Genomic DNA, 24,477 nt, shown 5'->3' on the forward strand with positions numbered 1-24,477 from the left:
TCCATCGCGGCGTGTGTCCGACGCCGCGATTTTGCTCATATTGATCGAAGTGTCAAGCCTCGAACAAGCCGGCGCCGATGAACGAGCCTTGCTTCGCACCGGGCGGGCACGCAAAAATCGCGCTCCCGACGTGCGTCGTGAACTGGTTCATCATGTCGAACTTCGAGAGCTTCTCGTTGATCGGAACGAAAGCCGTGCGGGGATCGCGCTGATGCGCGATGAACAGCAAGCCGGCGTCGTATTCGGTTTCCTGACGCCACGGCGGCCAACGCTCGATGTAGAAATTCGTGTTGTCGTTGTAGGAATAGGCACGGCGTAAAAGCCGCTGGCCGTCGTTGTTTCCCGGGTTCGACAAACGCACGTGCGAATTGTCGGGAATGATCGGGTTGCCGTCCTTGTCGACGGCAGCGAGATCGACGGCATCGTGTTCGTTCTGCTTGCCGATCGGCGCGCCGCTGAGCTTATGCCGCCCGACCACCTGCTCTTGGAAACCGAGCTGCATCCGGTCCCAGTGCTCGAGCGTGATACGGATGCGGCGAACCACCGTATAGGTGCCGCTTTGCATCCAGGCGGGGCCTTCCGCGCCGGCCCAGACGAATTGCGACATCAGTGCGGGATCGGAAGGCGCCGGGTTATTGGTGCCGTCCTTGAAGCCCATCAGATTGCGCGCTGTTTTGCCGCGGGGGCCGGAAAGGAAGCCCGCCTGGCCCCAACGCATCTGGATCGCGCCGTATCCCATGCGCGCCAGTTGACGAACCGCATGGAAGGCGACTTGAGGGTCGTTGGCACAGGCCTGCACGTACAGATCGCCGCCCGATTTCGCGGGCACGAGCTGATCGCCGTTGAACCGCGGCAGATCGATCAGTGCGGCGGGGCGCCGTGCGGCCAAGCCGTAGCGGTCCTTGCCTTCGTGCGTGAACAGGCCCGGGCCGAAGCCGAACGTGATCGTGAGGCCGCACGGACCGAGATCGAGCGCTTCGCCCGAGTCGGCGGGCGGCGTATCGTCGCCGGTTTGCCCCGGCACCGCTGATTGGCCGCGCGTCATGCGGGCCGCCGCATCGGTCCATTCGCGCAGCAGGGCGATCACGTCGTCGCGCTTATCGGTCGTCAGATCGAATGCCGCGGCATAGGAATGCGTCTGCTGCGGCGTCACGATGCCGCCTTGATGCTCCCCGAAGAACGGCTCCATCGCCATCGTCGGATCCATCGCGGCATCGGCCTTATGGGCGTGCGCGGCGGCGTGAGCCGTGGTGGCCGCGCCGAGCGCGCCTGCCGCGGCCGTCGCGGCGCCCGCCTTCAGGAACGCGCGCCGAGCAACGCGTTTTGGGGTTGTGTCGTCTTGAGCCATGTCAGTGTCAATATCAATGTCACTTCGCCAATACGAGCGTGTTGACGTCGTCTTCGACGTAATAGAAGCCGTCGCCTTGCGGCGTCATCGCGATGCCGAACAAGTCGCCGCTACCGGGGGGCGATTGGGCCTTGTCGGTGTCGATCCAGCGCGCGTAGAGCTGCTTCGCGGCCGCCGGGTCGATCTCGACCACTTGCCCGTTCAACGCGTTCGTCACCAAGAGATGGCCGTTCGGTGCCGTCACCATCGCGAGGGGGCGATGCAGGAAGCCGTCGGCCGTCAGTTGGCGGCCGACGCCCGCGCTCGAGTCACGCGTCATCGGATCGTCGATGACGTTGACGCGGTTGCCGATCGCGTCGGAAACATAGAGCTGCTTTTGATCGGCGGATAGAGCGAGGCCCGTCGGGCCGACCAGGAACACGCCTTTGTCGGCTTGCGCCCCGAAGCCGCTCGCGACGACCGTTTGCTTTTTGACGACGGGCGCCTGGCCCGGCTTGATGTCCAGATCCAGCCGCAAGACCGTCGATTGCTTGAACACGGGCACTTCACCGTTGGGGCCGGCGACCGGCCCGCCGACGCCGAAACCGGCGTTGCTGACGAACAGCGTGGCGGTATCGCCGTTGTCGGCGACGGCCATGTTGCCCCACGGGTCGTTGATGTTCTCGCCCGTGATCGTCGAGACGATCTTGCCGCTGCTGTCGAGCACGATCAGGCAGCCGGCGCCTTTCGTCGTCGTGGTGCCGTCGTTGCTCGGCGTGCTGCCCACGATGACGTAGCCCGACTTGAGCATCGTCATTGCCGTGGAGAGGCCGATGCCGCCCGGGCATTCCTTCAAGTCGCGCGGAATCGTCGCGAACACCGACATCTGATTCGTGTCGGGGTGGTAATCGACGATCGTGCTGCCCGTGCCTTGCAGGTTTGCTGCGTTGTTGAAGTTGTCGACGAGTACGTCGCCGGCCTTGACCGTGCCGGCCGACACCGGCGCCACCGTGATCGCGTACGGGTTTTGATCGCCGTTGTCGGGCACCGTGTTGATGAGCGTCTTGTCCCGATGGATCGTTTCGAGGAAGCCTTGCGGTGCCGCGTACGACACGCTCGAAACGACGGCGAGCACGGCCGCCGCAGCGGTTGCTCGGGCAATGGCGATGGATTTCATGAAGGTGCCCCGTCGAAAATTAGAAGGTGATCGTCGTGCGCGCACCGACGACGAACGTGTTGCGCAGCGTCTGCGTCGGATTGCTGGGGTTTTGGCCGGCGCCGGCGTTGAATGTGTATTGCGCGTCGCCTTGCAGCACCCACCATGGGGTGACTTGATACTGGTAGGTGGCCTCGACCGCCGTTTCGCTGCCGCGCACGACGTTGCCGCTGTCGGCATCGAGCCCGGCGGCATGGCTGCCGACCTTGATGTAGGCGAGCGCCAAGCCGACGCTGTCGTTGTCGCGACCCTTGAACGGCGCCTTCATGACGACGCCGAGGTTCGCGCTGACACTGACGAGATTGCGATCGCCCGGCGCGCCCATGAGACGCGCGAACACGCCGATGCTGCGCGGTTCGTCGGGATTCGGGCGCCAGACCATTTGATCGGCCACGGCGTAGAAGCTGTAATCGCCTTTGTGCTGAGCGGCGACGCCCGACGAGGCGGGATTAGCCAGCGAGAGGCCCGTGTTGTCGATGCGCTGATCGGCGAACGACTCGTTGTTGTACCAGAAGCCGACCTTGTAGGTACCCGGCAGGCCGCCGAGCGGCTTGCCCGTGCCGTAGTCCATCTGGCCTTCGCTCGGCTGGTTGACGCCGTACTGCAGCTCGGCGATGTAGAGCGCGCCGTTGTGCAGATTGAAGTTCGTGCCGCTGCCGTTCAGCTTTTGCGGATCGCCTACGCCCGGTGCGGGATTGCCGTCGAAGACGCCGACGAGCGCCGTGAGCGACGGCGTGATCTGACCGCGCACACGCGCGCCGAGCGCCGACAGCGGATAGGCGGGGCCGCCCGACGGCATGTCGTAGGAGGGCAGGCCGGCCCAGCCGAACATCGTATTGATGAACGTGTTCGCGTACGTGCTGACCATGAATTCCTGGTCGAGGCTCTGCTGACCGACCTTGAAGTCGACGCGCCCGTTCAGAATCGACTGCTGATACCAGAGCTCCCACAAGCGCGTGGTGTCGTCGGCTTCGATGCCGCTGGCCGTATTCAGCGTGCCGAGGTTGTACTGGCTCAGGTTGCGGCCGTGAATCTGCATGCCGCTCACGTTGAAGGTGCCGCCGGGCAGCCCGAACGCCTTTTGCGTGTCGAGGCTCAGGGTGGCCGTCGTCAACCCGTCGTACGTCCCGCCATGGGCCAAGCCGCCGCGCAGGTTGTCGAGGTATTCGCTCGTCTCGGTCATCTGGAACGTCATGCCGTATTTCCCGATCCAGGGACGCAGGCCGCCCATGTCGCCCAGCAGATTCTGGCGCGTGGAGAGGCCCGTCCATTGGTTGGTCGGCTGAGCCTGAATGCTGAGGTCGGCCTCCGGAGCCTGCGGCAATGCATCGGGCGAACCCGCGGCGACAGCCGCGCACGAAGCGAAGGCGCTCCAGGCGAGCGCGGCGCAACGCGTCAAGGAGTGAGTGCCTTTACGCATGGCGCGCGGGACCGCTGGGCTGAACCTCATCGAAACTCCTGTTCTTGTTCGGCAAGATGGCGGACTCCGCCGGCCCGCACAGTTGACGGACGCACAATCTCGCAGCTGTTTATATGCGATACATCGAATGGGATCGGATTGTACTTAGTAAAAGTAGAAATGCAAATAGAAATGCGAACTGTTCGCATTGAGGTATTTGGTGTGAATATTGCAATTAGCTTTCATTGATCGCGGGAAAATACGGGGAAAGGCGAATCCGGTCGACGGTGTCAGATGGGAACGTGGCGGCGCGACGTGACATCTATCGCCATGAAGCCCACCCACCGGAGAACCCTCATGAGGACGATATGCCACACCGCCGCCGTGGCTATGCTTGCCATGCTGTCGGCCAGTGTCTATGCCCAGCAGCAAGCGGCACCCACCGACGCGCAGATCGCCGCGATCGTCGTGACCGCCAATCAAGTCGACATCGACGCCGGCAAGCTGGCGACCGGCCGTGCTCACGCAAAGGACGTCAAGCAATTCGCGAAGCTGATGGTGCAAGACCATACGAACGTCAACAAGGCTGCCGTCGCGCTCGCTCAGAAGTTGAACCTGACGCCCGAGGAGAACGATACGAGCAATGCCTTGAAGCAGGGCGGCGACGAAAACCTTGCCCATTTGAAGAAGCTGAAAGGCGAGGCATTCGACAAGGCTTATGTCGACCACGAGGTGGCCTACCATGAAGCCGTGCTGGACGCCGTCGACAAGACGTTGATTCCGTCCGCGCAGAACCCCGACCTCAAGGCGCTGCTCGTCAAGGCGCGACCCACATTCGAGGCTCACCTCGAACACGCGCGGCACCTTCAGAGCGAATTGAGCAATCATGGAGGCTGAGCGCGCTAGGTGGGCACGTTACAGGCCGATGCCGATATCGGCGTTCGCGGCGGCGTGCGCCGCCGCCTTCGCTCTGAGCGCATTGCCTGCTCATGCGGCAAAGCGAGTCATCGTGATCGAGAACATGCAGTTCGCCCCAGCAAACGTCACCGTAAAAGCGGGTGACGAGGTGACTTGGGACAACAAGGATCTGGTGGCGCATACGGCCACGGCCAAAGGCGCGTTCGATTCGCATTCGATCGCACCGGGCGGCTCTTGGACCTACATGGCGCGCACGCCCGGCCGCTACGCCTACGGCTGTTCGCTGCATCCGACGATGAAGGCAACGCTCGTCGTCGAGAAGGCGAAGGAGAGGAAACCGTGATCGCCGTATCTGTCGATAACGCCGCCGCGCGCGAAGGCGAGAACGTTCAGGAGGACGACGGCACGCTCGCCCGGCTCATCGCGGCGGGCGATCGCTCGGCGTTCGTGCGGATGATGCGCCGCTATAACCGGCGCCTTTATCGGCTCGCGCGAGCAACGTTGCGCGACGACGCGGAAGCCGAGGATGCCCTGCAGGACGCGTACTTGGCGGCATTCCGCTCGATCGGCGGATACCGGGAAGAGGCGGCGCTGGCGACCTGGCTTTCGCGGCTCGTGCTCAACGAATGCTTTGCGCGGCAGCGGCGCCAGGCGCGCCGCGACAACATCGCCCCGATGCACCGCATTTCCGAGCGCAACGAAGCGGAGCAGGACATGATCGACACGAGGCGCAGCGCATCGCCCGACGAGGCGGCGATGCGAGCCGAAATCCGCGCACTCCTCGAACGCAGGCTCGATGCCTTGCCGGAAGCATTTCGCCTCGTGTTCGTGCTGCGCTGCGTGGAAGAGCTCAGTGTGGAGGAAACGGCGCGCAGCCTCGGGATTCCCGAGGCGACCGTCCGGTCCCGGCATTTTCGCGCGCGCAGCTTGCTGCGCGAGTCGCTCGCCCAGGACATCGATTTGGCCGAGCGCGACGTTTTTTCGTTCGGCAACGAGCACTGCGACCGCCTCGTGGCAGGCGTGCTCGCGCGGCTCGACGAAGATCGGTGATGACGGGTTGCCAATCCACCGCCGCCGATTGCCGGCGGCCGATCGCTGCATCCTACCGACTATTTCCACAGATCCGGGTGGCCGCCGAGGTCGCCGCAGACGTCGACCGCGATCTCGTGCAGCTTATCCTCCGCGATCTCGCCGGACAGCGCGTAGGCAGTCTGGCCATTCGTCCAGTAGAACGTTCGGCGGTCGCCTTGCTGCAAGAGCCGCACGGCCGATTCGCGCTGAGGCGCCGGGCTCACGTACAGCGCGAGCCTTTGGCCCTTTGGGCCTTGATACATGAATTGGGCGGCGGGGCCCGGCAACAGGCGTCCGCCGAGGAACGCGTATCCGTATTCCTCGAGCGATGGGATGGAGAGCGGACGGTTCAGCCGCTTGGAGAGCCAACCGACGAGCGTTCCCTCGCTCGTGGCCGCGACCTCGACCACGTGACGCTGCTCGGGGGCGTACACGGCGTAAGCGAGATCGGCTTGCCGGGCGAACGCAGTCGTTTGCATGGACGGCGGCGCAACGAGCGACGAAACGGCGCCGGCAAACCATGCGAGCGCGGCGCCGGCCGCAAGCGAACCGAGAACCAGCGCGGCTTGGCGCCACCACGGCGGACGGACGCGCAGCACGACGAACGGACCGCTCGTTTGCGCCGCGGGATCGGCGAACAACGCGCGCAGCGCGGCCCGTTGAGCGCGATAGTGCGTCACGCGTTGCGCCGTTTGGGGATCGGCGGCGAGCCGCTCGGCGACGCACTGCCGGTCCGCTTCCGGCAGTTCGCCGTCGACGAATGCGGAAAGCCTGTCAAGGTCCCGTTCGGTGAAGCCTTCCGTGGGCGTATGGTCTCCCCGCTCTCGATCGTCGCTCATTTTGTGTTTCTCACCGCTTGCAAATTGGTGGGCCGACGCGGGGCTCCCTCCACCAGCATGGACCGCATCTGCTCGCGCGCGCGTGAAAGCCGCGACATGACCGTCCCGAGCGGCACGCCGAGCACCGACGCGGCCTCCTGGTAACTCAATTCCTCGACGCAGACGAGCAGCAGCACTTCGCGCTGCTCCAACGGCAGGCGGTAGAGCATGCGCTGCACGTCGCGCAAGACGAGCGAATCGACCTGCCCCGACGGCGCTTCGAGCGCCTGCCATGGCCCGTGCTCGTCATCGAGGGCGATCTCTCTGTGCGCGCGCAGCTGGTCGAGATAGATGTGCCGCAAGATCGTCAGAAGCCACGCCCGTAGATTGCTGTCGGGACGAAACGCACGCACGCGTGTCAGCGCACGCTCGGCTGTGTCTTGCACCAAGTCGTCGGCCCAAGCTGCGTCGCGCGTCAGGGCGCGCGCGTAACGCCGCAGTTGCGGGAGCCACGCAACCACGTCCGCTTCGAAACTCACGTCCCGCCGCCGTCAATGGATCGATCGGTCGACAGATCGGTAGGGCAGATCAGTGGCTCATTAGATCAGTAGATCAATAGCCGCCCGATCCCCCGCTGGTCCCGCTCGCGCCGCTATCGGTGGTGTTGGTCGAATGATCCGATGAACCCATACCGCCCGACATGCAGCCCGCCGACAGCACGAGCATGAGCGCCGCAAGTACGGCTGAAAGCATGCGCGTCGATTTCATCTCCGCCTCTCCTTTCCATGGTCGAAGGACATGGATAAAACGCCTCGCGAGGGCACTTTATTCCCGCTGGCTCCAAGAGAAGGATAGGTCGATTGCGATCGCTTTTAGCGGACGTCGATGCGTAACGTCGGGAACACGGCCGGAACGCGTCGGGAACGCCACGCGCCGGGAATAGAGGTGGGCGACAGGTACGTTTTCATCGGAAACGGGTAGACTGCACCGCCGCACGACCCACGCGCGAGACCGCGCCGAATTCCCTCACGAATTGCCTCATTTTCTAGGCGGATGCCATGCTGACGGTTCATCACTTGAACAACTCGCGGTCCCAACGCGTGCTCTGGATGCTGGAAGAACTCGGCATCGACTACGCGATCGAGCGCTACGAGCGCGATCCCGCAACGATGCTGGCGCCGCAGTCGCTGCGCGCCGTTCATCCGCTCGGCAAATCGCCGGTGATTACGGACGGCGGGGTGACGCTGGCGGAGTCGGGCGCCATTCTCGAATATCTGGCCGAGCAATACGGCGATGGGGCGTTGGCACCCGCGCCCGGATCGCCCGAGTATCGAAACTATCGATATTGGATGCACTATGCGGAGGGTTCGGCCATGCCGCCGCTGCTGCTCAAACTCGTCACCTCGCGTATCGCGAATGCGCGCATGCCGTTTTTTGCCAAGCCGATCGCCCGGAAGATCGCTGCTTCGCTGGACGCCGGGTTCGTCGATCCGCAATTGAGCCTGCATTTCGGCTATATCGCCGAGGCGCTTGAGCGCAGCGGCTGGTTCGTCGGCGATGCGTTCAGCGTGGCCGACATTCAGATGAGCTTTCCGCTCGAGGCGGGGGCGCAGCGGGGGCCCGCGGCGGCGCATCCGTCGATTCGCGCGTTTCTCGAACGCATTCATGCACGGCCGGCTTATCGGCGCGCGTTGGAGAAGGGCGGGCCGTACGCGTTTGCGGAGTAGCGCGGCGCTGGCCGCGTCCTTGCTGCTCCCCACACTCACCGCACTCGTCACATTCACTGCACTCGCCGCACGTCCGCGCACTCGCGAGACGCTCGCGGCCGACAAGATCGGTTCCCGTTAGCCTCGAGTTCGCCGGCGATTTCCACAGCGGATTTCGCCGCGCATCCCATCCCCACCCGGTCGAATCGAGCCCGGATCGAGTTCTCTCGATTTGGGCGTCATGTCGTTTGACAAATACATTTGACGTCTGGCAATGAATCTGACGATCGCTTGAACGTCCGCTTTCGCCAATCCTTCCATCGTTCGTCAGCTATGTCGCTCCTCGAATGCGCCAATCTGGCCACTAACCACGCACAGTATGGTCATCGGATGAAACTGTCCGTCAATATTGTCCGTCTCCAGCGATCGGAACCGTAAATAGATAGAAACACTGATCGCATTCAGTTGCTAGACAACTGACAATCCCGGGTAATTTGTAAGGCAACGTGGGCGCATCGAAAGAACGACCCAAACACTTGATCCCTGAGGAGACGGAATGTCTTTGACATCCATACGCTTGACAGCGCTGTTAGGCTCGATCGTCCTGTTTACCGCCGCTTGCAGTGGAGGCGGGAATTCCACCCCCTCGGCCGCCGCTGTTGCGGCGCCCGCATCGGCGCCGTTCCAGGTCGGCGTCACCGTCCAGGACGCGGCGCTCCCTGCTGCCCCGCAGCTCCCCACGTCCACGCAGCTCTGCGCGACCGTCTACGCGAACAACAATCTCGTGCGGCAGCCGACCGGCGCACTGACTCCGGAAATGGACAACGCGACGGGACAAACGGGTGCGGCGGCCCAAGCCATCCTGAACCCCGATCAGCAGCGCATTCAAGCCGCGCTCGACGCGTGCGGCGCGGCCGTGGACGCGCAAGTGGGCGCGGCGATCGCCACCCAAGACGCCTCGGATGCGGCGGCGCAAAAGGCCGCTAACCTGCCGAACACCAACATCGCCGGTTCGTCGGCGCAGACGTTGAATCAACCTCAGTTCCACGCCAAGCAATTCGCGGTGCGGCTGGCCGTGTCGAACACGGGTGCCGGCAATGCATTCATCACCGGCCCGCTGACGCTGCCCTCGGGCGTGACGTTATGGATCGACACGGGCGTGACCGTCTACGCCACGCGCGACGTGATGGCGTATCAATTGCCGACGGCCACGGCGGCCAAAGGGCCGTTCTGCGCGAACACCGCCGTGCCGACCACCGTGTCCTCGGGTGCCTCCGGCGGCATGAAGGCGGGCAGCTCGAGCAACTGCTCGGCGCTGATCACCGGGCAATATCTCGTGAACTCCGCGATCGTGGGCGGCGGCAGCATCGACAGCCGTGCCGCGTCGGAAATCGTCAGTTCGAATCCGCTCTATCCGCTGATGCGCGTGGACCTGACCTGTACCAACACGTACCAGGCCTACAGCACCGGCACGCAAGCCGCTGCCGGTGTCCCGTGCGACAACGGCGGCACCTTTGTCGATCTGACTTCACCGGCTCGCCACATGACCTGGTGGGATCTGGCCTGGCTCGGCAACATGGTCGACAACGGCACGACCGGCTTCGGTTCGCAATCGAACTTCCGCATGATGGTCTTCAACTATGCGAAGAACCTGACGCTAGCCGGGATCACGCTCAACAACAGCGCGAACTTCCACGTCGTGCCTAGCGGTATCGACGGCTTGACGGTCTGGGGGATCAAGATCCAAACGCCGTCGCTTTCGGCTTCGGCCAACCCGGCCGGCAACGGCAACCCGAACTACCTCGGGATGCTGCCGAGCGTCGATACGGCGAAGAACACGGACGGCGTGGATCCGGGCTCGGCGAGCAAGACGGCGAAGCAAGCTTTGACGACGGGCAGCACGACGACCTCGACGGCCGGCGCGATCACGTTTGACGGCTACATCAAGAACGCGGTCTTCGCATACAACTACATCAGCACCGGCGACGACGATATTTCGCCGAAGGGTTCGAACAATCCGAGCCCGGTGTCCACGATGTACGGTATCGACGGCAACCGTGGTCTGGCCACCGATCGTCAGTACGGCTTCGTCATCGCGCACAATCACATGTACGCAGGCCACGGCATCTCGATCGGCAGCGAAACGAATGCGAACGTCGAGAACATCCAGATCTACGACAACTCGTTCGACGGTGCCGAATCGTCGCTGCGGATCAAGTCGGACTGGGCGCGCGGCGGTCAGGTCAACAATATCAATTACAACGACATCTGTATCCGCAATAGCGCTTCGGCTCTGGTTTTCACGCCGTACTACAGCACCAAGGCGCTGCCGTCCAGCGGGCCGCTGTATCCGAATTTCCACGACATCACGATGTCGAACGTTCGGATCATCGGCACCTCGCAGGCTACGCTGCAGGGCTTCCAGGCGAATAACGGCGAGGGCTACTCGAACCCGCAGTTCCCGCTGACGATGACCATGAACAACGTGCTGGCCGATTCGCCGAACACGATCTCGGTGATCTCGTCGGATGCGAATCTCACGCTGAACAACGTGAACCTGCCGATCCTGCCGTCGACGGCTAACCGCGTGGTGGTGAACGGCGCTGCATCGCCGCTCGCAGCGACGAACAATACGGTCGATTGCAGCGCGGCTTATGTCGACTTCCCGGCGATCGGCGAGTCGTCGCCTGCAGGGGTGACCTGGCCGGGGCAGTTGCAGTAAGGCAGTTGGGGCCGCCGCGCGTGCCGTATAGCCGCGCGGCGGACATGGAAGACAATCCTCAAGCTTCGCCATCCCGATCGGGAATGGTGTCCAGTTCCGCCAACCAAGCAGCGGCAGTCGAATCGCTCGGCGCACGATAATCGCCGCGCGGCGACAGCGAGCCGCCTGAACCAACCTTGGGACCGTTCGGCATGCAGGTGCGCTTGAACTGCTGCCCACCGAAAAATCGCTTCAAAAAGAACCCCAACCAATGCTTGATCGCGCCGATCTCGTAGCTGTTGCGCTTGTGTTCCGGTAGATCGGGCCACGATCCCTCCGTGGCGTCGTGCCATGCAGACCAAGCGAGGAACGCAACCTTCGAAGGACGATAGCCGAAGCGCAGCAGGTAATAGAGGTTGAAGTCCTGCAATTCGTAAGGCCCGACCGTGTCCTCGGTTCTTTGAATCTCGCCCGCCTGGCCGCCCGGAATCAGCTCGGGGCTGATCTCGGTATCGAGCACGTCGAGCAAGACGTCGCTAGCTTCAGCGCTGAGCGTGCCCCATTGCGCGCTGCGGCGGATCAAGTATTGAATCAGCGTTTTCGGCACGCTCGCGTTCACGCCGTAGTGCGACATCTGATCGCCGACACCGTAGGTGCACCAGCCGAGCGCCAGTTCGCTGAGGTCGCCGGTACCCACCACCAGCGCGCCATATTGGTTCGCCATCCTAAACAAATGACTCGTCCGCTCGCCGGCCTGCACGTTCTCGAACGTGACGTCGTGGACGGGTTCGCCGTTCGCGTAGGGGTGGCCAATATCCTCGAGCATGCGCAGACAGCTTGGGCGGATGTCGATTTCGCGCGCTTCGCATCCGAGTGCCGCTACCAGGCGACGAGCTTGGCCGAGCGTGCGTTCACTCGTGCCGAAGCCGGGCAAGATGCAGGCGATGACGGCCGTGCTCGGCAAGTTCAACGCTGCCACGGCGCGCATGCAAACGAGCAGCGCTTGAGTCGAGTCGAGGCCACCCGATACGCCGATCACGAGCCGCGCGATCTTGGCCGAGCGCATCCGCGTAACGAGCCCTTGAACTTGGATGTCGTAGATCTCGCGGCAGCGCTCGTCTCGGCGTGCGGGATTCGACGGCACATAGGGGAAGCGCTCGTAGGTGCGCTCGAGCGGAAGACGAATCGTGCGCGGCAAGACCGCGGGCACGGCGATCGTGCGGAATCGCGCGCATTGAGCGCGATGGGCATCTGCCGAATCGCCGAACGTCGTTTGGCGCATGCGTTCGCTGATCAGACGGTCGAGATCGATGTCGGCCACGATGCATTGAGACGCGTCGAGAAAGCGCTTCGTCTCGGCAAGTGCATTGCCGTTCTCGTAGACGATGCCGTGGCCGTCCCAGGCTAGGTCCGTCGTCGATTCGCCATAGCCGGCCGCGCTGTAGGCGTAGGCGGCCAGACATCGCGCCGATTGGCCGCCGACGAGTTCGCGCCGGAAGTCAGCCTTGCCGACGGTGACGTTGGAGGCCGACAGGTTCAGCAGGACCGTCGCCCCGGCCAATGCCGCGAACGACGAAGGAGGGACGGGCACCCACAAGTCCTCACAGATTTCGACGTGAAACGTCAGCATCGGCTGCTGCTCGAAACGAAACAGCAATGCGCTGCCGCAGGGGATATCGGTTTGCCCCAGCAAGGAGATCGAATCCCGTATCAGCCGGTCGCCGCGGGCGAACTGCCTCGGCTCGTAAAACTCCCGGTAGTTCGGTAGATACGTCTTCGGCACGATGCCAAGTATCCGTCCGCGATGGACGACGGCCGCGCAATTGAAAAGCTGGCTGTCGATTTCGAGTGGCAAGCCCACGGCGCAGACCGATTCGACGTCGAGGGAAGCGGAGACCACATCGGCGAGGGCAGCTAAGCATGCGTCGAGCAGCGCGCGCTGATGGAAGAGATCGTCGCAGGCGTAGGCCGAAAGGCCCAGTTCGGGAAATACGGTCACCGCGGCGTGGCGCGAATCGGCCTCCCGCAGCAGGGCGATCGTTTCCTTGGCGTTCGACGCCGGATCGGCAACGTGCGTACGCGGCACGGCCACGGCGATGCGGGCGAAGTTGTGGCGGTACAAGTTGAAGAAGCTCGGCACATCGGTCATGACAATCATCCTCGGAGGGCGTTTTTTCGGACACGGCCGGTGCCCAATGCTGTATTCATACCAGATCGTCGCGCGAGCCATAGTGGAATTCGGGCGGCGGCCCGTGCGGAATGCTATTTCGAGAGGGGCAATTTTCGAGAGGGTCGATTTATCTGCACGGTGACAAAGTGAAGCGTGCGCAGCAGACGGCGAGCGCTTTCAGCGCAGCTGTATGTAAGGCGCCATCGGCGCCCACCCAGTCGCTTTATTTCTCCGATCGGAATTGGCGCTGGGAGACGTGCTTGGTACCCAAACGGATACGAAGCGCCCTTGGCCAGTGATCTTGGTTTAAATTCGTACCCGATCGGATACGAATCACTCGAAACGCGCCGACTTCCTCCTTCTTCGTACCCGTTCGGGACTTTTTCATCGGATACCCGCCGCCTTTCTGCTAGGATGTACCCGATCGGGTACGAACAGAAGGGCCACCTGTGGACCAATCGGATTTCCCCATATCGGACGTTGCGGCGCTTGGCAACATTGTTCGCGCTACACGCATCGCGCAGGGGCTCACGCGTGATGACCTAGTTAACGCCACGGGGCTGTCGCCCAAATTCATTACGCACGTGGAGTCTGGAAAGCCAACAGCCCAGATAGGCAAGGTGTTCGTCTTGCTCTCCGAGTTGGGCATCATGCTCCATGCTCAGACATCGGTCGCTATTTCGGCCAAGACAGCGGAGCAGGCCCGCCGCAAGCGTAGGAGCCCGAATGCCGATTAGGGAACTGGTAGCGTGGGCCAATGGCGAGCGCATGGGGGTAGTCGCAGACAACGACGACATCTGGTCGTTCACGTACGACCCGCAATGGCTCGCTTCCAAAAGCGCCTTCCCAATGTCGCCGGCTTTCCCGCTGCGGCAGGAGCCGTTTATCGACGGTTCGAGCAATCGTCCTGTGCAATGGTTCTTCGATAACCTGCTTCCCGAGGAGGGCATGCGCCAAGCGCTCGCACGCGAGGCGAAAATCGATGGGAGCGATGCCTGGGGCCTCCTCGGTTACTACGGTCGGGAATCGGCTGGCGCGCTCACGCTGCTCGCGCCCGACGAAAATGAACCTCCTGGCGCATTGCGGCCGCTGTCTTTTGCCGATCTTGAGACGCGGATCATCGAGATGCCGCACCGGCCTCTGACCGCTGACGCGCCCAAACGCATGTCGGCGGCAGGGGCACAGCCCAAGCTCCTCGTGACGATGCGTGGCCAGCCGCCCGTCTGCGAGCTCTTTGAACCGGAAGGCAGTGCACCCTCGATGCAACTGCTCAAGCCGGACTCACGCTCTGCAGGCTATCCCCACTCTGCGATAAACGAGTTCTTCTGTATGCGACTTGCGCGGGCCGTGGCATTGCCCGTACCCGCGACGCACTTCGTACGTGTCCCGACACCGTGCTACATCGTCGACCGATTCGACCGGGATACGACGGCGCAGCCAACCCGACGACTGCACGTCATTGATGCCGCGCAGTTGCTGAACTTCTCGAAGGACTACAAATACGACGGCGCCAACGCGCAGAGGCTACGAGAGGCCATAGACCGAACAAGTACCCGGGCAAACACCCGACTGGAGATTTTCCGGTGGGCCGTCTTCAACGTGCTTGTCGGTAACGGCGACGCGCACCTGAAGAATCTTTCGTTTTTCGTGACGCCGCTCGGCTATAGGCTGGCACCGTTCTACGACATCGTCAGCACGGTCGTGTACCACACCAGGACGTATCAGCCGGAGCGTGCAGACCAGTGGCCGAACTGTGAATTGACCATGCAGGTGGGCGCCGCTAGGCATTTTGCCGATATTTCAAGACAGAACATGTTGAAGCTGGCGGAAGAACTCGGGCTCCCAGGAAGGGGCGCCGAACGCCTCCTCGACGAGATGCTGGAAGTGTTCCGTGCACGCGTGGATGAGACATTCGAAGCGGTCGTGAACATTGCGACGCCAGACGCGGGAGAGATGCGCCTGCTGAACTCGATACGCGTAATGCCGATTGCTGAAATGTCTCGGGCGCTCACTCGCTGAGGCAAGAGGCACCTAGCGACATCAACCAGTACATCATCGGCTTCTACGAGTTACTCAGTCTTCGCATTCAGTACCGACGACTCCCTCACGACGAGTTGCGGTACGGGCGGCTCGACCGCTAGCTGTTCCGCCTTGCCTCCAAGGTGCGCGAACAACAGATCGACCGCAAGCGAGGACACATCATCGAGATGCAGGTCGACAGCGGTCAACGGTGGCCGGCAGCTACGCGCGCGAACGCCGTCGTAGCGCGTGACGATCTTCATGTCCTGCGGAATACGCAAACCACGCTCGCCGATCGCGCGAACCGCGCCGATGGCGAAGGCATCGACCGGTACACAGATCGCGTCCAGTTCCGGGTGCTGTGCGAGCAGGCGTAAACACGCGTCATAGGCAGCTTGCTCGCCACCCGCCTCGTCGACGTGCACCACGGCCGGATCGATCCCGTGTGCCGAGCAAAACGTCAGATAAGTTGCATGCGCATCGATGTATGAATTGCGCTGCTGCGCACCGATCATCAACGCGATGTGCCGCGCGCCTTGCGCGAGCAAATGTGCAAGCAAAAGTTGCGTCGTCGCCGGCGTGTGCAAGTCGATGTACGGCACCGCGTCGTCTCCCGGGGCGCGGCCGATACAGACGATCGGCAATCCTCGGCTTTGCAGCAACGCGACGTTCACGTCGTCTTGGGTCGGCTCGATCACGATCGCACCGTCGATATCGAGTTGCTCGAGCGGCAGCCGCGCGGTCGACATCGGCGGCACGAGCACGAGCGCGAGACCACGTACCAGCGCGGCAGACGCCGCGACCGCGGCAACCTCCATCAAAAACCCAAGCCGCGACGCGCCACCCGCGACTTCGAACGGCATCGACGAGATCAGCGCGATCGTTCGCGCTTCGCCGGTGCGCAGCCGCTGCGCGCGCACGTTCGGCCGGTAGCCGAGCTCGCGTGCAACGGCCTTCACGCGCTCCCGCGTCAGTGCATCGACATAGCCTTTGTCGTTGAGCGCATGCGATACGGTCGTGCGCGATACGCCGGCTTCGCGGGCGACATCGGCAATGGTCGCGCGACGGGGAATGGGGTGGGGCGTATCGATGGCGTGTGCTCCGGTGCGGGCGTGATCGAGGCGGTGTGCAAGACCGGCGCGCCCGTTTTGGCGAACGCGTCAGTGGTCAGCGTAATGATAATGGCTCGGCTTAGAGGGCGGCCAGGCGCAACCGTCTGAGGAAACATTCCTGCTGATCGGGGTAAACACCCTTGCACTAACCCTTGACGCCGCGATGTTAACAGAAGATTCTTGTCTCGAAAATCGATTTGGGAACGCACAAAATTTTTTTGCTCCTATCCCAAATCGATTTGGGACGATTGAGCGGCTTCGGAAAAAGCCGCCGCCTTTTCGCAACAACCCAGCAGCAGAGCGTCGCACCAGAGGAGATTGCCGTCATGTCGAGTCGTAGCAGCTGTGCCTCCCCCCATCCCGTCGACGAGCGCTTGCCGCTCGCGAAACTGATCTTGTTCGGCCTACAGCACGTGCTCGTCGTCGCGGCATCGCCCATCACGGCCGTGTTTCTCGTCTCGAAGGCCCTCGGCCTTTCGAGCGCGTTGACCGTCGATCTGATCAGCGCGACTTTTCTCGTCTGCGGGCTCGGCACGCTGGTTCAGTCGTTCGGCGTCTGGCGCTTCGGAGCACGCATGCCCTTCGTCATGGTGCCGGGCGGTGCGCCGGTCGTGATGTTCGTGATCATCGCGCAGCAAACGAATCTGCGGACGGCCGCCGGGGCCGTCCTGATGAGCGCGCTTTGCTATGTGCTGATCCTGCCGGTGTTCAAGCGCTGTCTGAAGTACTTCCCGCGCATCGTAATCGGCTCGATCCTGATCCTCGTCGCGGCGAATCTGATCAAGATCTACGGCACCGTCATCGTCGGCCAGCCGGGCACCCCCGGGTTCGGCAGTCAATTGAACGTCGGGCTCGCACTCGCCACGATCGCGTTCACCGTCGCGTTCGCGAAGATCTTCAAAGGGATGGCCGGCCAGCTCGCGGTGCTGCTCGGATTGCTGGCCGGGACGGTGCTCGGCGCCGTCATCGGCGTGATGAAGTTCGGCAGCGTCTTTCATGGCGCCGTGCTGGCCGTCCCCACGCCGCTGCCGTTCGGGATGCCGCACTTCGATATCGTCGCGGCGCTGCCGCTGATCATTTTCAGCATCACGTCGATGGCAGAAGCGACCGGGCAGACCATTGCGATCGCCGAGGTGGTCGGCCGCAAGATCGATGCGCACGATGCCGTTCCCCGTACGATTCGCGGCGACGCCCTGATGTCGTTCATCGGCGGGCTGTTCGGCACCTCGCTGATCATCACGAGCAGCGAGAACATCGGCATCGTCGAAGCAACGGGCGTCCGTTCCCGCTACGTGACGGCATCGGCCGGCGTGCTGCTCGTGCTCATTGCGCTCTGTGCGCCGCTCGCACGGCTGGCGGATGCCATTCCGGCGCCCGTCGTCGGCGGCACCGCGCTGATCGTGTTCTCGATCATCGGCGTAATGGGCATCAGTTTGCTGCACGACGTCGACCTGCGCTCGCGCGCAAACATGTACACGCTAGCGAGCGCGCTGACGATGGGGCTCCTGCCGGTGGTCGTGCCGGGCGTCTATGCGCACTTTCCCAAGACGCTGCAGATCGTGCTGAACAACGGTCTTGCAATGGGTGCGCTGACTGCCGTGCTCGTCAATATCGTGTTCCACCACCTGAACTTGCGCCGCCCGACGCGCAGCGTCGCATCGACGAAAGCGATCGAAGCAGGGCTTCGCACGACCGCCCACGACGACGAGGCGGCGCCCTCGGTTCGCTGAGCGCCGGGCCATATTCATCGGCAACGAACCAATCGAAGCAATCCGTTCACCGCTCATCAAGATCTAAGATCCCGACACGGAAACATCATGCCTTATCCGCTTCAGGCCTCGAACGGCCTACACGATCTCTCACCGGACGATTTCCCTCGCGGCCCGATGCTGCTCGCACCCGAGCACGTACTGCTGGCCGATGGGCCGGCGCGCGGCTATGGCGTTGTCGTTGAGAACGACAAATTCGCGTTCGTCGCGCCGCTCGACGCCGCGATGGCGGCCTATCCTCATCTGAAGCCCAAGCGCTTGCCGGGCAAGCTGCTCATGCCGGGCTTCATCGACACGCATCACCACCTGACCCAGTCGTTCGGCAAGGCGCTCGCGTTCGGCGAACCGTCCGAGATATTCAAGCGCATCTGGGTGCCGCTGGAACGTTGCCTTGACGAACGCTTGCTTTACATGAGCGCGAAGCTTGCCGCGCTCGAAGCATTGCGGGGCGGTTTCACGACTGTCTGCGATGCGGGCACGCGCGCGGACGACGGCGGTGCGGCAATCGCGGCCGCTGCCCATGAGACCGGCGTGCGCTGCGTGCTCGGGCTCATCTGCAACAACCTCGGCAGCAACGGTGCAATCGCAATCGACCGTGCACGGATCGAAGACCTGGCGAGCGCGCATCTTGCCCAGTGGGAACACGATGCACTCGTGTATCCGTCGCTCGCGGTTTCCGTGCCCGAGGCCGCATCCGACGACGTCCTGCATGCGGTCGCCTCCCTATGCGCCGAGAGCGGCAGCGTGTTCCAGACGCACGCGAACGAACATCTTGCATCGGTAGAGCGCTCGCTGGTTGCGCGCAAAATGCGCCCGATCGAGCATCTGCATCACGTCCGCGCGCTCAATGCACACACGCTGATCGCGCACGCGACGCTTGTCACGCCGCTTGAACTGAACATGCTGGCGAATACCGGCGCCGCGGTCGCGTACAACCCTGTGGCAAGCCAGTGGAAGGGAAATGCGGTCGCGCCCGCCTTGCAGATGAGCGCGCTCGGCATTCGTCTCGGGCTCGGGACCGACGGCACGCGCAGCGACGGGTTTCGTCTGATCGATGCCGCGGAAGCTTCGCAGCGGATCGCGTTCGGTCTGACGAGCGGCGATGCATCGTGCGGTGGCGGTGAGCTATGGTTGAAGCAGGCGTTCGCCGGTTCGGCCGACGTGCTTGGCCTGTCTGCCAAGATCGGGGCAATCGCGACCGGGTACGCGGCAGACTTCCTGCTTGTCGACGTGGACGTGCCCGAAATGAAGCCGTCCTGGAACCTCGGCTGGGAACTCGTCCGCCTCGCGAACCGCGACCAGATCGTTGCCGTGTTCGTCGGCGGCAGGCTGCGGCTGTGGCACGGCTGGCCGCTCGATTGGGATGCGCGCGGCTTCCTGCGCGAGATCGACGCGGCGGCCGCGGAAGCGGTTGCGCGTGCTCCGATCGTGCGCGTGCATCGCGACGAAGCCCAGCGGGCCTACGATGAGCAGCAGGCTCGCCCAGCGGCATCTGCCGCCGCGCTCGCAACGGAGGCGTTCGCCGTTGCGAATGCGAGCGGCGGCTTGCCCACAATCCATGCAGTTGCCGGTTCTAGCGGAGGAGCGCTGTGAGTCTTACGACATTTCTTTTGCTAGCGTTGGTCGTCGTCGTCGCATCGTTCGTTCAAGGGGCCGTCGGCGTCGGATTCGCGCTGATCGTCGCGCCGATCGCCAGTCTGGTTGCACCGGCCATGGTGCCCGTGTCGCTGCTCATTCTGATGGTGCCGCTGAACCTCTACGTCTCGTGGCGCGAGCGTCCCGCCGTCGATTCGGGCGGGACACTGTGGATCACGCTCGGGCGTATCGCCGGTGCCGTAGGCGGCGTTTGGATCTTGAGCCGGCTCTCCGCGCACAACCTGAATCTGCTGATCGGTATCTTCACGATCGTCGCGGCGGCCGCCACCCTGTATGCACCGTCGTTCACGCCGGGGCGCAACGTCTTCGTGCTCGCCGGCGCGGTGACCGGGATCACCGAGACCGCGACCGGCATCGGCGGACCGGCGCTCGCGATGGTGTTTCAACATCACAAACCGCCGGCACTGCGCTCGACGATCGCCCTGTGCTTTGCGATCGGAGAAGTCGTGTCGCTCGTGTTCTTCTGCTGGTCAGGGCGAGTGCGGATGACGACGGTCGAGCCCGCGCTCGCGCTGATTCCCGCCGTGGCGCTGGGTGTGCTGCTCAGCCGCGTCGTGCATCAGCACACCGAAGGCGGGCGGCTGCGTATCGCGGTGATGGTGTTCGCCATCGTGTCCGGCGCACTGATCTTGATCCAAACCCTCGCATAGCGCCGCGCGCGCAAGCGTCTTCGTTAGTCGTTGTTCTCTTCGTTCCATTGAGGAAGAAATGAAAATGAGACATGCAAACTGTCTCGTGGCGGCGCTTTGCGTCGTCGCGGGCACGGCACACGCACAAAGCAGCGTCACGCTGTACGGCAGCACGGATGCGGGGGTGGGGTACGCCAGCAACCTGCGCGGCCACAGCTCGTTTTTCGCGCAGCAGGGTACTTATCAAGCGGATCGGTGGGGGCTGACCGGCATCGAAGATCTCGGCGGTGGGCTGAAAACCGTCTTCAAACTCGAATCGGGCTTTTCGACGATCAACGGCAGCATGTCGAGCGCCGGCGTGCTTTTCAATCGCCAGGCGTTCGTCGGACTCTCGGATAATCGGTTCGGCACCTTGACGCTCGGCCGCATGACGGACTGGAACTTCGAAATGCTCGGGCCGTTCTCGACGGGGCAGTCGCTCGGTAATTTCTCGGCATTTCATCCGGCCAACATCGACGGGCTCGGCAACACGGTGCCTTCCGAATGGTCGAACGCCGTCAAGTTTCGGAGCCCTGCATATGGTGGTTTGAGCTTCGGCGCGATGTACGGATTTCCCGGCGCATCATCGAGCAGCACGGCGGGGCGCAGCTATAGCCTCGGCGTCAATTATGCGAACGGTCCGCTCAAACTGGCGGCCACCTATTCGGAGTATCACGATCGGACGCTGAACCTCAATTCCGGATTCGGATTGACGAACTTCGGAGGGATCAATCTTGCGAACGGCAATCCGTTTGTGGCCGATAGCGTCAAGGAACTAGGCGTCGGGGGGAGCTACGAAGTGGGCAAGGTGTTGCTGCACGCGGTCGCAACTCAGGTGAGAGTGGCAAAGAACGGCGCGTCGGAGAACTTCCGGGCGGTCGATGCCGGCGCTAACTTCCACCTGACTCCGGCCGAGGAAATCGACGTTGGGGGCTGGGGCGCGTCTTTCGACGGCGGGCACTGGGCGCAACTGACCGTAGCGAACGTGTATGCCTTGTCGAAGGCAACGCAAGTCTATGTCGACGTTTCGCTCGAGCGAGCCTCATCGAGCGCGATTGCCGACACGATCGGGGTTGGACCGTCGTCGACGAATAAGCAGATCGTCGTTTTGACGGGCATTCACCACCTGTTCTAAACGGACGGCGGACGAAAAAAAGGCCGAACGCGAAAGCTCGGCCGAACCGAAGGTCAGACAGGACCTCGGAGACACGTCACACCAGCAAACCAGCAGGGCGGCCGGGCGGTGATCCGCCCGGTACGCCGTTCAATAGGGATAGGTGCATTCGTTCCGACAATCTTCAACTTCAGCGCACGCGTGCGCTCCGCGACCGGCGGACGTGGTCGAAGAGCACCGCCAGCAACAGAATGCCGCCGCGGATCAGATACTGATAGAACGTCGGCACGTTGAGCAGGCTCATCGCATCTTGCACGGAGCCCATGATCAGCACGCCCACGAGCACACCCGAGATCGTGGCGACACCGCCGGTCAGCGACACGCCGCCCAGCACGCAAGCTGAAATCACGCCGAGTTCGAGACCGACCGATGTCTTCGGGTCGCCAAGGCTCATCCGCGATGCGAGCATGACGCCCGCGAAGCCCGTAACCAGACCTTGCAGCACGAACACCATGATCTTGATCCGCATCACGGGCAGGCCCGCGAGCAGGGCAGCCTCGCCATTGCCGCCCACGGCCAGCACGTTCTTGCCGAACACCGTCTTGCGCAGGATGAACCCGAACACCACGAAGCCGACGATGTTGCTCCAGATCGGATACGAGATCCCGAGGAACGAGCCGCCTCCCAGATCGAAGAAGCGCTCTTCGGAAATCATGACCGCGTCGCCGTTGGATACGATGAAGGCGAGGCCGCGCACGACTTCCATCATTGCAAGCGTCACGATCAGCGAGTTGATGCGATAGCGCGCGACCAGCACCCCGTTGAAGAGGCCGACGGCGCCGCCGGCGATGACCCCGGCCGTCACGCCGAGCAGCACGCTATGCGTCGCGGTGATCACCGTCGACGCCACGACGCCCGACAGCGCCACGATCGATGCGACGGACAGGTCCACCTCGCCGAGCGCCAGCACGAACATCATCGTCACGGCGATCGAGCCGATCAGCGTGACCGACAGCAGCAAGCCCTGCATGTTGCGGCTGGTCAGGAAGTCGGGCACGGTAAAACACAGCACGACGAACAAAATCGCGAACACCATGACGATGCCGGATTTGTTGAGCAACCGCCAAGTCTTGGCCGCATAGGCCGCCGGTCCGCTCGGTGCGGTTTGCGATAGGGTTTGAGGTTGTTGCATGGTCTCGTCTCTTTCGATGCCGTGCTCGCGCTTGTGCTGCTCGCCCGGCCAAACAATCAGTACTGCTTAGGAAGCGGAATCGGTAAGTTCACTGCGGCAGGGCCAGCTTGATCAGCTGATCGGGGCTTGCCTGGGCCTTGGGTAGATCGCCTACCACGCGGCCTTCCTTCATGACGATGATGCGATCCGAGACACCGATGACTTCGGCCAAATCGCTCGAGACCATCAGCACCGTGCGGCCCGCCTCGGCCAAGCCGTAGAGCAGGTCGTAAATCTGCGCCCGCGCGCCCACGTCGATGCCGCGCGTCGGTTCGTCCATCACGAACACGTCGATCTTCTCGGCGAGCCAGCGCGCCAGAATGACCTTCTGCTGATTGCCGCCCGACAGGGTGCCGATCGCCGTTTCGCCGTTGCGCGTCTTGATCGAGAGCTTTTCGATGTACTCGTCGGTCAGATCGCGTTCTTTCCGTTCGTTGAGCAGCCAGCTCGCGAAGCTCGAATGGCGCCGCGCGCTGATGTTCAAGTTGTCGGATACCGACGCAATCGCGACGATGCCTTCTTGCTTGCGGTCTTCGGGGCAGAGCGCAATGCCGGCGCGCACGGCGTCGCGCGGCGTCGAAAAGCGCATGCGGCGGCCGTCGAGCTCGATCTCGCCCTGGGCCGGCCGCACCGCGCCGCAGACGAGCTTCATCAACTCCGATCGCCCGGCGCCGACGAGCCCGAAGAATCCGAGGATTTCGCCTTTGCGCGCGCTGAACGAAACCGGCTCGGACAGCCCCGGTCCGAGCAGATCCTTCGCTTCGATCCGAACGTCGCCGACCGGCCGCGCCCGATATCCGTAGACGTCGCGGATCGAGCGGCCGACCATCGAACTGATCAAGCGATCGCGCTCCAGGCCGTCGACGGTTTCGAACGTCTCGATCGAGTGCCCGTCGCGGAACACGGTGACGCGGTCGCAAAGCTCGTAGACCTCGTCCATCCGGTGCGTGACGTAGACGATCGCGCGGCCTTCCTTTCGCAGGCCGTTGATGATCTTGAACAACTGCGTCGTTTCGCGGGCCGAGAGCGAACTCGTCGGCTCGTCGAAGGCGATGACGCGCGCATCGCGCATCAACGCCTTTCCGATCTCGATCATCTGACGCTGCCCGATCGAGAGGTTCTTCACTTGCTCGCGCGGATCGATGCGCTCGCCGAGACGCGCCAGCGTCTCGGTGGCCCGCTCGATCAGCGCGCGCTCGCTGAGCACGCCGAGGCGGCTCGGCAATTGGCCGAGCATGAGGTTCTCGGCCACGGTCAACTCGGGAACGAGATGCAGTTCCTGATAGATGATGGCGATGCCGGCTTCGATCGCAGCCTTCGTCCCGGAGAAATGCTGCTCGATGCCGCCGAGCGTCAACGTGCCCGACTGCGGCACGTTGACGCCCGACAGCACCTTCAGCAGCGTCGATTTCCCGGCACCGTTCTCGCCCATCAGGCCGTGCACTTCGCCGCCGCGCACCGCGAACGACACACGATCGAGCGCGAGCACGCCGGGAAAACTGACGGTGATGCCGTCCAACTGCAGGTACGGCGCAGGCGTGTCCGCATCGAGCACTACGTTGCTGTCGTTCGCGTCATGCAT

Annotated in this window: 21 protein-coding genes; 11 read left to right on the forward strand and 10 right to left on the reverse strand. The window is 63.2% G+C overall.

Annotated features, from left to right (window positions below; translation table 11 throughout):
* Window positions 1–52: 52 nt before the first annotated feature.
* From efeB to DWV00_RS21495, 3 genes are read right to left on the reverse strand one after another with little or no spacing between them, the layout of a single operon-like run.
* Window positions 53–1,348, reverse strand: coding sequence for an iron uptake transporter deferrochelatase/peroxidase subunit (gene efeB / locus DWV00_RS21485; protein WP_115535634.1), 1,296 nt, complete (start codon window positions 1,346–1,348; stop codon window positions 53–55).
* Between the two features lie 19 nt (window positions 1,349–1,367).
* Window positions 1,368–2,504 (reverse strand): NHL repeat-containing protein, encoded by a 1,137-nt coding sequence (locus DWV00_RS21490; RefSeq protein ID WP_115535635.1) that lies wholly within the window; start codon window positions 2,502–2,504, stop codon window positions 1,368–1,370.
* A gap of 19 nt (window positions 2,505–2,523) precedes the next feature.
* A complete protein-coding gene (locus DWV00_RS21495; protein ID WP_425452815.1) occupies window positions 2,524–3,963 on the reverse strand; it encodes a carbohydrate porin in 1,440 nt (479 codons plus the stop codon).
* A 336-nt stretch (window positions 3,964–4,299) separates the two neighbouring features.
* Between DWV00_RS21495 and DWV00_RS21500 the strand changes: the two genes are divergently transcribed.
* Genes DWV00_RS21500 through DWV00_RS21510 form a run of 3 tightly spaced genes read left to right on the forward strand, consistent with a single transcriptional unit; the run spans window position 4,300 to window position 5,910 of the window.
* On the forward strand, window positions 4,300–4,839 hold the full coding sequence (locus tag DWV00_RS21500; RefSeq protein WP_115535637.1) for a DUF4142 domain-containing protein: 540 nt from the start codon (window positions 4,300–4,302) through the stop codon (window positions 4,837–4,839).
* A 28-nt stretch (window positions 4,840–4,867) separates the two neighbouring features.
* Window positions 4,868–5,203, forward strand: coding sequence for a cupredoxin domain-containing protein (locus tag DWV00_RS21505; RefSeq protein WP_115535638.1), 336 nt, complete (start codon window positions 4,868–4,870; stop codon window positions 5,201–5,203).
* Window positions 5,203–5,910, forward strand: a complete 708-nt coding sequence (locus DWV00_RS21510; RefSeq protein WP_115535690.1) for an RNA polymerase sigma factor — start codon at window positions 5,203–5,205, stop codon at window positions 5,908–5,910. Before DWV00_RS21505 ends, DWV00_RS21510 begins: the two co-directional genes overlap by 1 nt.
* A gap of 59 nt (window positions 5,911–5,969) precedes the next feature.
* On the opposite strand, the gene DWV00_RS21515 is transcribed toward DWV00_RS21510, so the two are convergent.
* The 3 genes from DWV00_RS21515 to DWV00_RS34155 form a co-directional block, all read right to left on the reverse strand.
* Window positions 5,970–6,770 carry an anti-sigma factor family protein gene (locus DWV00_RS21515; RefSeq protein ID WP_115535639.1) on the reverse strand — a complete coding sequence of 267 codons (801 nt, stop codon included), beginning with the start codon at window positions 6,768–6,770 and terminating at the stop codon, window positions 5,970–5,972.
* Entirely contained in the window at window positions 6,767–7,288 is a 522-nt protein-coding gene (locus tag DWV00_RS21520) for a sigma-70 family RNA polymerase sigma factor (protein ID WP_115535640.1), read from the reverse strand. The genes DWV00_RS21515 and DWV00_RS21520 overlap by 4 nt, the downstream gene beginning before the upstream one ends.
* A gap of 73 nt (window positions 7,289–7,361) precedes the next feature.
* The gene (locus DWV00_RS34155) at window positions 7,362–7,517 is read right to left on the reverse strand and encodes a hypothetical protein (protein WP_181885549.1); all 156 of its coding nucleotides are present in this window, start codon (window positions 7,515–7,517) and stop codon (window positions 7,362–7,364) included.
* A 290-nt stretch (window positions 7,518–7,807) separates the two neighbouring features.
* On the opposite strand from DWV00_RS34155, the gene DWV00_RS21525 reads away from it, so the two are divergent.
* Both DWV00_RS21525 and DWV00_RS21530 read left to right on the forward strand, forming a co-directional pair.
* Window positions 7,808–8,476 carry a glutathione S-transferase family protein gene (locus DWV00_RS21525; protein ID WP_115535641.1) on the forward strand — a complete coding sequence of 223 codons (669 nt, stop codon included), beginning with the start codon at window positions 7,808–7,810 and terminating at the stop codon, window positions 8,474–8,476.
* Between the two features lie 535 nt (window positions 8,477–9,011).
* On the forward strand, window positions 9,012–11,177 hold the full coding sequence (locus DWV00_RS21530; RefSeq protein ID WP_115535642.1) for a glycoside hydrolase family 28 protein: 2,166 nt from the start codon (window positions 9,012–9,014) through the stop codon (window positions 11,175–11,177).
* Window positions 11,178–11,235: 58 nt separating this feature from the next.
* Here the strand turns inward: DWV00_RS21530 and DWV00_RS21535 are convergent, their stop codons facing one another.
* Entirely contained in the window at window positions 11,236–13,305 is a 2,070-nt protein-coding gene (locus tag DWV00_RS21535) for an NAD(+) synthase (RefSeq protein ID WP_115535691.1), read from the reverse strand.
* A 470-nt stretch (window positions 13,306–13,775) separates the two neighbouring features.
* Here DWV00_RS21535 and DWV00_RS21540 point away from each other — a divergent pair, with 470 nt between their 5' ends.
* Together DWV00_RS21540 and DWV00_RS21545 are read left to right on the forward strand one after the other, a co-directional pair.
* Complete coding sequence (locus tag DWV00_RS21540; RefSeq protein ID WP_115535643.1) at window positions 13,776–14,063, forward strand: helix-turn-helix domain-containing protein; 288 nt, start codon at window positions 13,776–13,778, stop codon at window positions 14,061–14,063.
* Window positions 14,053–15,345: a HipA domain-containing protein gene (locus DWV00_RS21545; RefSeq protein WP_115535644.1), complete on the forward strand. Its 1,293-nt coding sequence runs from the start codon at window positions 14,053–14,055 to the stop codon at window positions 15,343–15,345. The genes DWV00_RS21540 and DWV00_RS21545 overlap by 11 nt, the downstream gene beginning before the upstream one ends.
* A gap of 50 nt (window positions 15,346–15,395) precedes the next feature.
* Here DWV00_RS21545 and DWV00_RS21550 read toward each other — a convergent pair whose 3' ends face one another.
* Window positions 15,396–16,436: a substrate-binding domain-containing protein gene (locus DWV00_RS21550; RefSeq protein WP_181885550.1), complete on the reverse strand. Its 1,041-nt coding sequence runs from the start codon at window positions 16,434–16,436 to the stop codon at window positions 15,396–15,398.
* 347 nt (window positions 16,437–16,783) lie between these two features.
* On the opposite strand from DWV00_RS21550, the gene DWV00_RS21560 reads away from it, so the two are divergent.
* From DWV00_RS21560 to DWV00_RS21575, 4 genes are all read left to right on the forward strand, one after another.
* Entirely contained in the window at window positions 16,784–18,187 is a 1,404-nt protein-coding gene (locus DWV00_RS21560; protein ID WP_115535692.1) for a uracil-xanthine permease family protein, read from the forward strand.
* Between the two features lie 87 nt (window positions 18,188–18,274).
* A complete protein-coding gene (locus DWV00_RS21565) occupies window positions 18,275–19,819 on the forward strand; it encodes an amidohydrolase family protein (protein ID WP_115535647.1) in 1,545 nt (514 codons plus the stop codon).
* Window positions 19,816–20,532, forward strand: a complete 717-nt coding sequence (locus tag DWV00_RS21570) for a sulfite exporter TauE/SafE family protein (RefSeq protein WP_115535648.1) — start codon at window positions 19,816–19,818, stop codon at window positions 20,530–20,532. Before DWV00_RS21565 ends, DWV00_RS21570 begins: the two co-directional genes overlap by 4 nt.
* 58 nt (window positions 20,533–20,590) lie before the next feature.
* Complete coding sequence (locus DWV00_RS21575) at window positions 20,591–21,685, forward strand: porin (RefSeq protein ID WP_245964975.1); 1,095 nt, start codon at window positions 20,591–20,593, stop codon at window positions 21,683–21,685.
* A gap of 169 nt (window positions 21,686–21,854) precedes the next feature.
* On the opposite strand, the gene araH is transcribed toward DWV00_RS21575, so the two are convergent.
* Together araH and araG are read right to left on the reverse strand one after the other, a co-directional pair.
* Complete coding sequence (araH, locus tag DWV00_RS21580) at window positions 21,855–22,856, reverse strand: L-arabinose ABC transporter permease AraH (RefSeq protein ID WP_115535649.1); 1,002 nt, start codon at window positions 22,854–22,856, stop codon at window positions 21,855–21,857.
* Between the two features lie 88 nt (window positions 22,857–22,944).
* Window positions 22,945–24,477, reverse strand: coding sequence for an L-arabinose ABC transporter ATP-binding protein AraG (araG, locus tag DWV00_RS21585; RefSeq protein WP_115535650.1), 1,533 nt, complete (start codon window positions 24,475–24,477; stop codon window positions 22,945–22,947).

This window comes from Trinickia dinghuensis (assembly GCF_003367175.1).
Taxonomy (GTDB): domain Bacteria; phylum Pseudomonadota; class Gammaproteobacteria; order Burkholderiales; family Burkholderiaceae; genus Trinickia; species Trinickia dinghuensis.

Bases quoted from the DNA above. Each gene is read 5' to 3' on its own strand.
- efeB (WP_115535634.1), bottom strand. From the start codon at position 1,348: ATGGCTCAAGACGACACAACCCCAAAACGCGTTGCTCGGCGCGCGTTC.
- DWV00_RS21490 (WP_115535635.1), bottom strand. From the start codon at position 2,504: ATGAAATCCATCGCCATTGCCCGAGCAACCGCTGCGGCGGCCGTGCTC.
- DWV00_RS21495 (WP_425452815.1), bottom strand. From the start codon at position 3,963: ATGCGTAAAGGCACTCACTCCTTGACGCGTTGCGCCGCGCTCGCCTGG.
- DWV00_RS21500 (WP_115535637.1), top strand. From the start codon at position 4,300: ATGAGGACGATATGCCACACCGCCGCCGTGGCTATGCTTGCCATGCTG.
- DWV00_RS21505 (WP_115535638.1), top strand. From the start codon at position 4,868: ATGCCGATATCGGCGTTCGCGGCGGCGTGCGCCGCCGCCTTCGCTCTG.
- DWV00_RS21515 (WP_115535639.1), bottom strand. From the start codon at position 6,770: ATGAGCGACGATCGAGAGCGGGGAGACCATACGCCCACGGAAGGCTTC.
- DWV00_RS34155 (WP_181885549.1), bottom strand. From the start codon at position 7,517: ATGAAATCGACGCGCATGCTTTCAGCCGTACTTGCGGCGCTCATGCTC.
- DWV00_RS21525 (WP_115535641.1), top strand. From the start codon at position 7,808: ATGCTGACGGTTCATCACTTGAACAACTCGCGGTCCCAACGCGTGCTC.
- DWV00_RS21530 (WP_115535642.1), top strand. From the start codon at position 9,012: ATGTCTTTGACATCCATACGCTTGACAGCGCTGTTAGGCTCGATCGTC.
- DWV00_RS21535 (WP_115535691.1), bottom strand. From the start codon at position 13,305: ATGACCGATGTGCCGAGCTTCTTCAACTTGTACCGCCACAACTTCGCC.
- DWV00_RS21545 (WP_115535644.1), top strand. From the start codon at position 14,053: ATGCCGATTAGGGAACTGGTAGCGTGGGCCAATGGCGAGCGCATGGGG.
- DWV00_RS21560 (WP_115535692.1), top strand. From the start codon at position 16,784: ATGTCGAGTCGTAGCAGCTGTGCCTCCCCCCATCCCGTCGACGAGCGC.
- DWV00_RS21565 (WP_115535647.1), top strand. From the start codon at position 18,275: ATGCCTTATCCGCTTCAGGCCTCGAACGGCCTACACGATCTCTCACCG.
- DWV00_RS21575 (WP_245964975.1), top strand. From the start codon at position 20,591: ATGAAAATGAGACATGCAAACTGTCTCGTGGCGGCGCTTTGCGTCGTC.
- araH (WP_115535649.1), bottom strand. From the start codon at position 22,856: ATGCAACAACCTCAAACCCTATCGCAAACCGCACCGAGCGGACCGGCG.
- araG (WP_115535650.1), bottom strand. From the start codon at position 24,477: ATGCATGACGCGAACGACAGCAACGTAGTGCTCGATGCGGACACGCCT.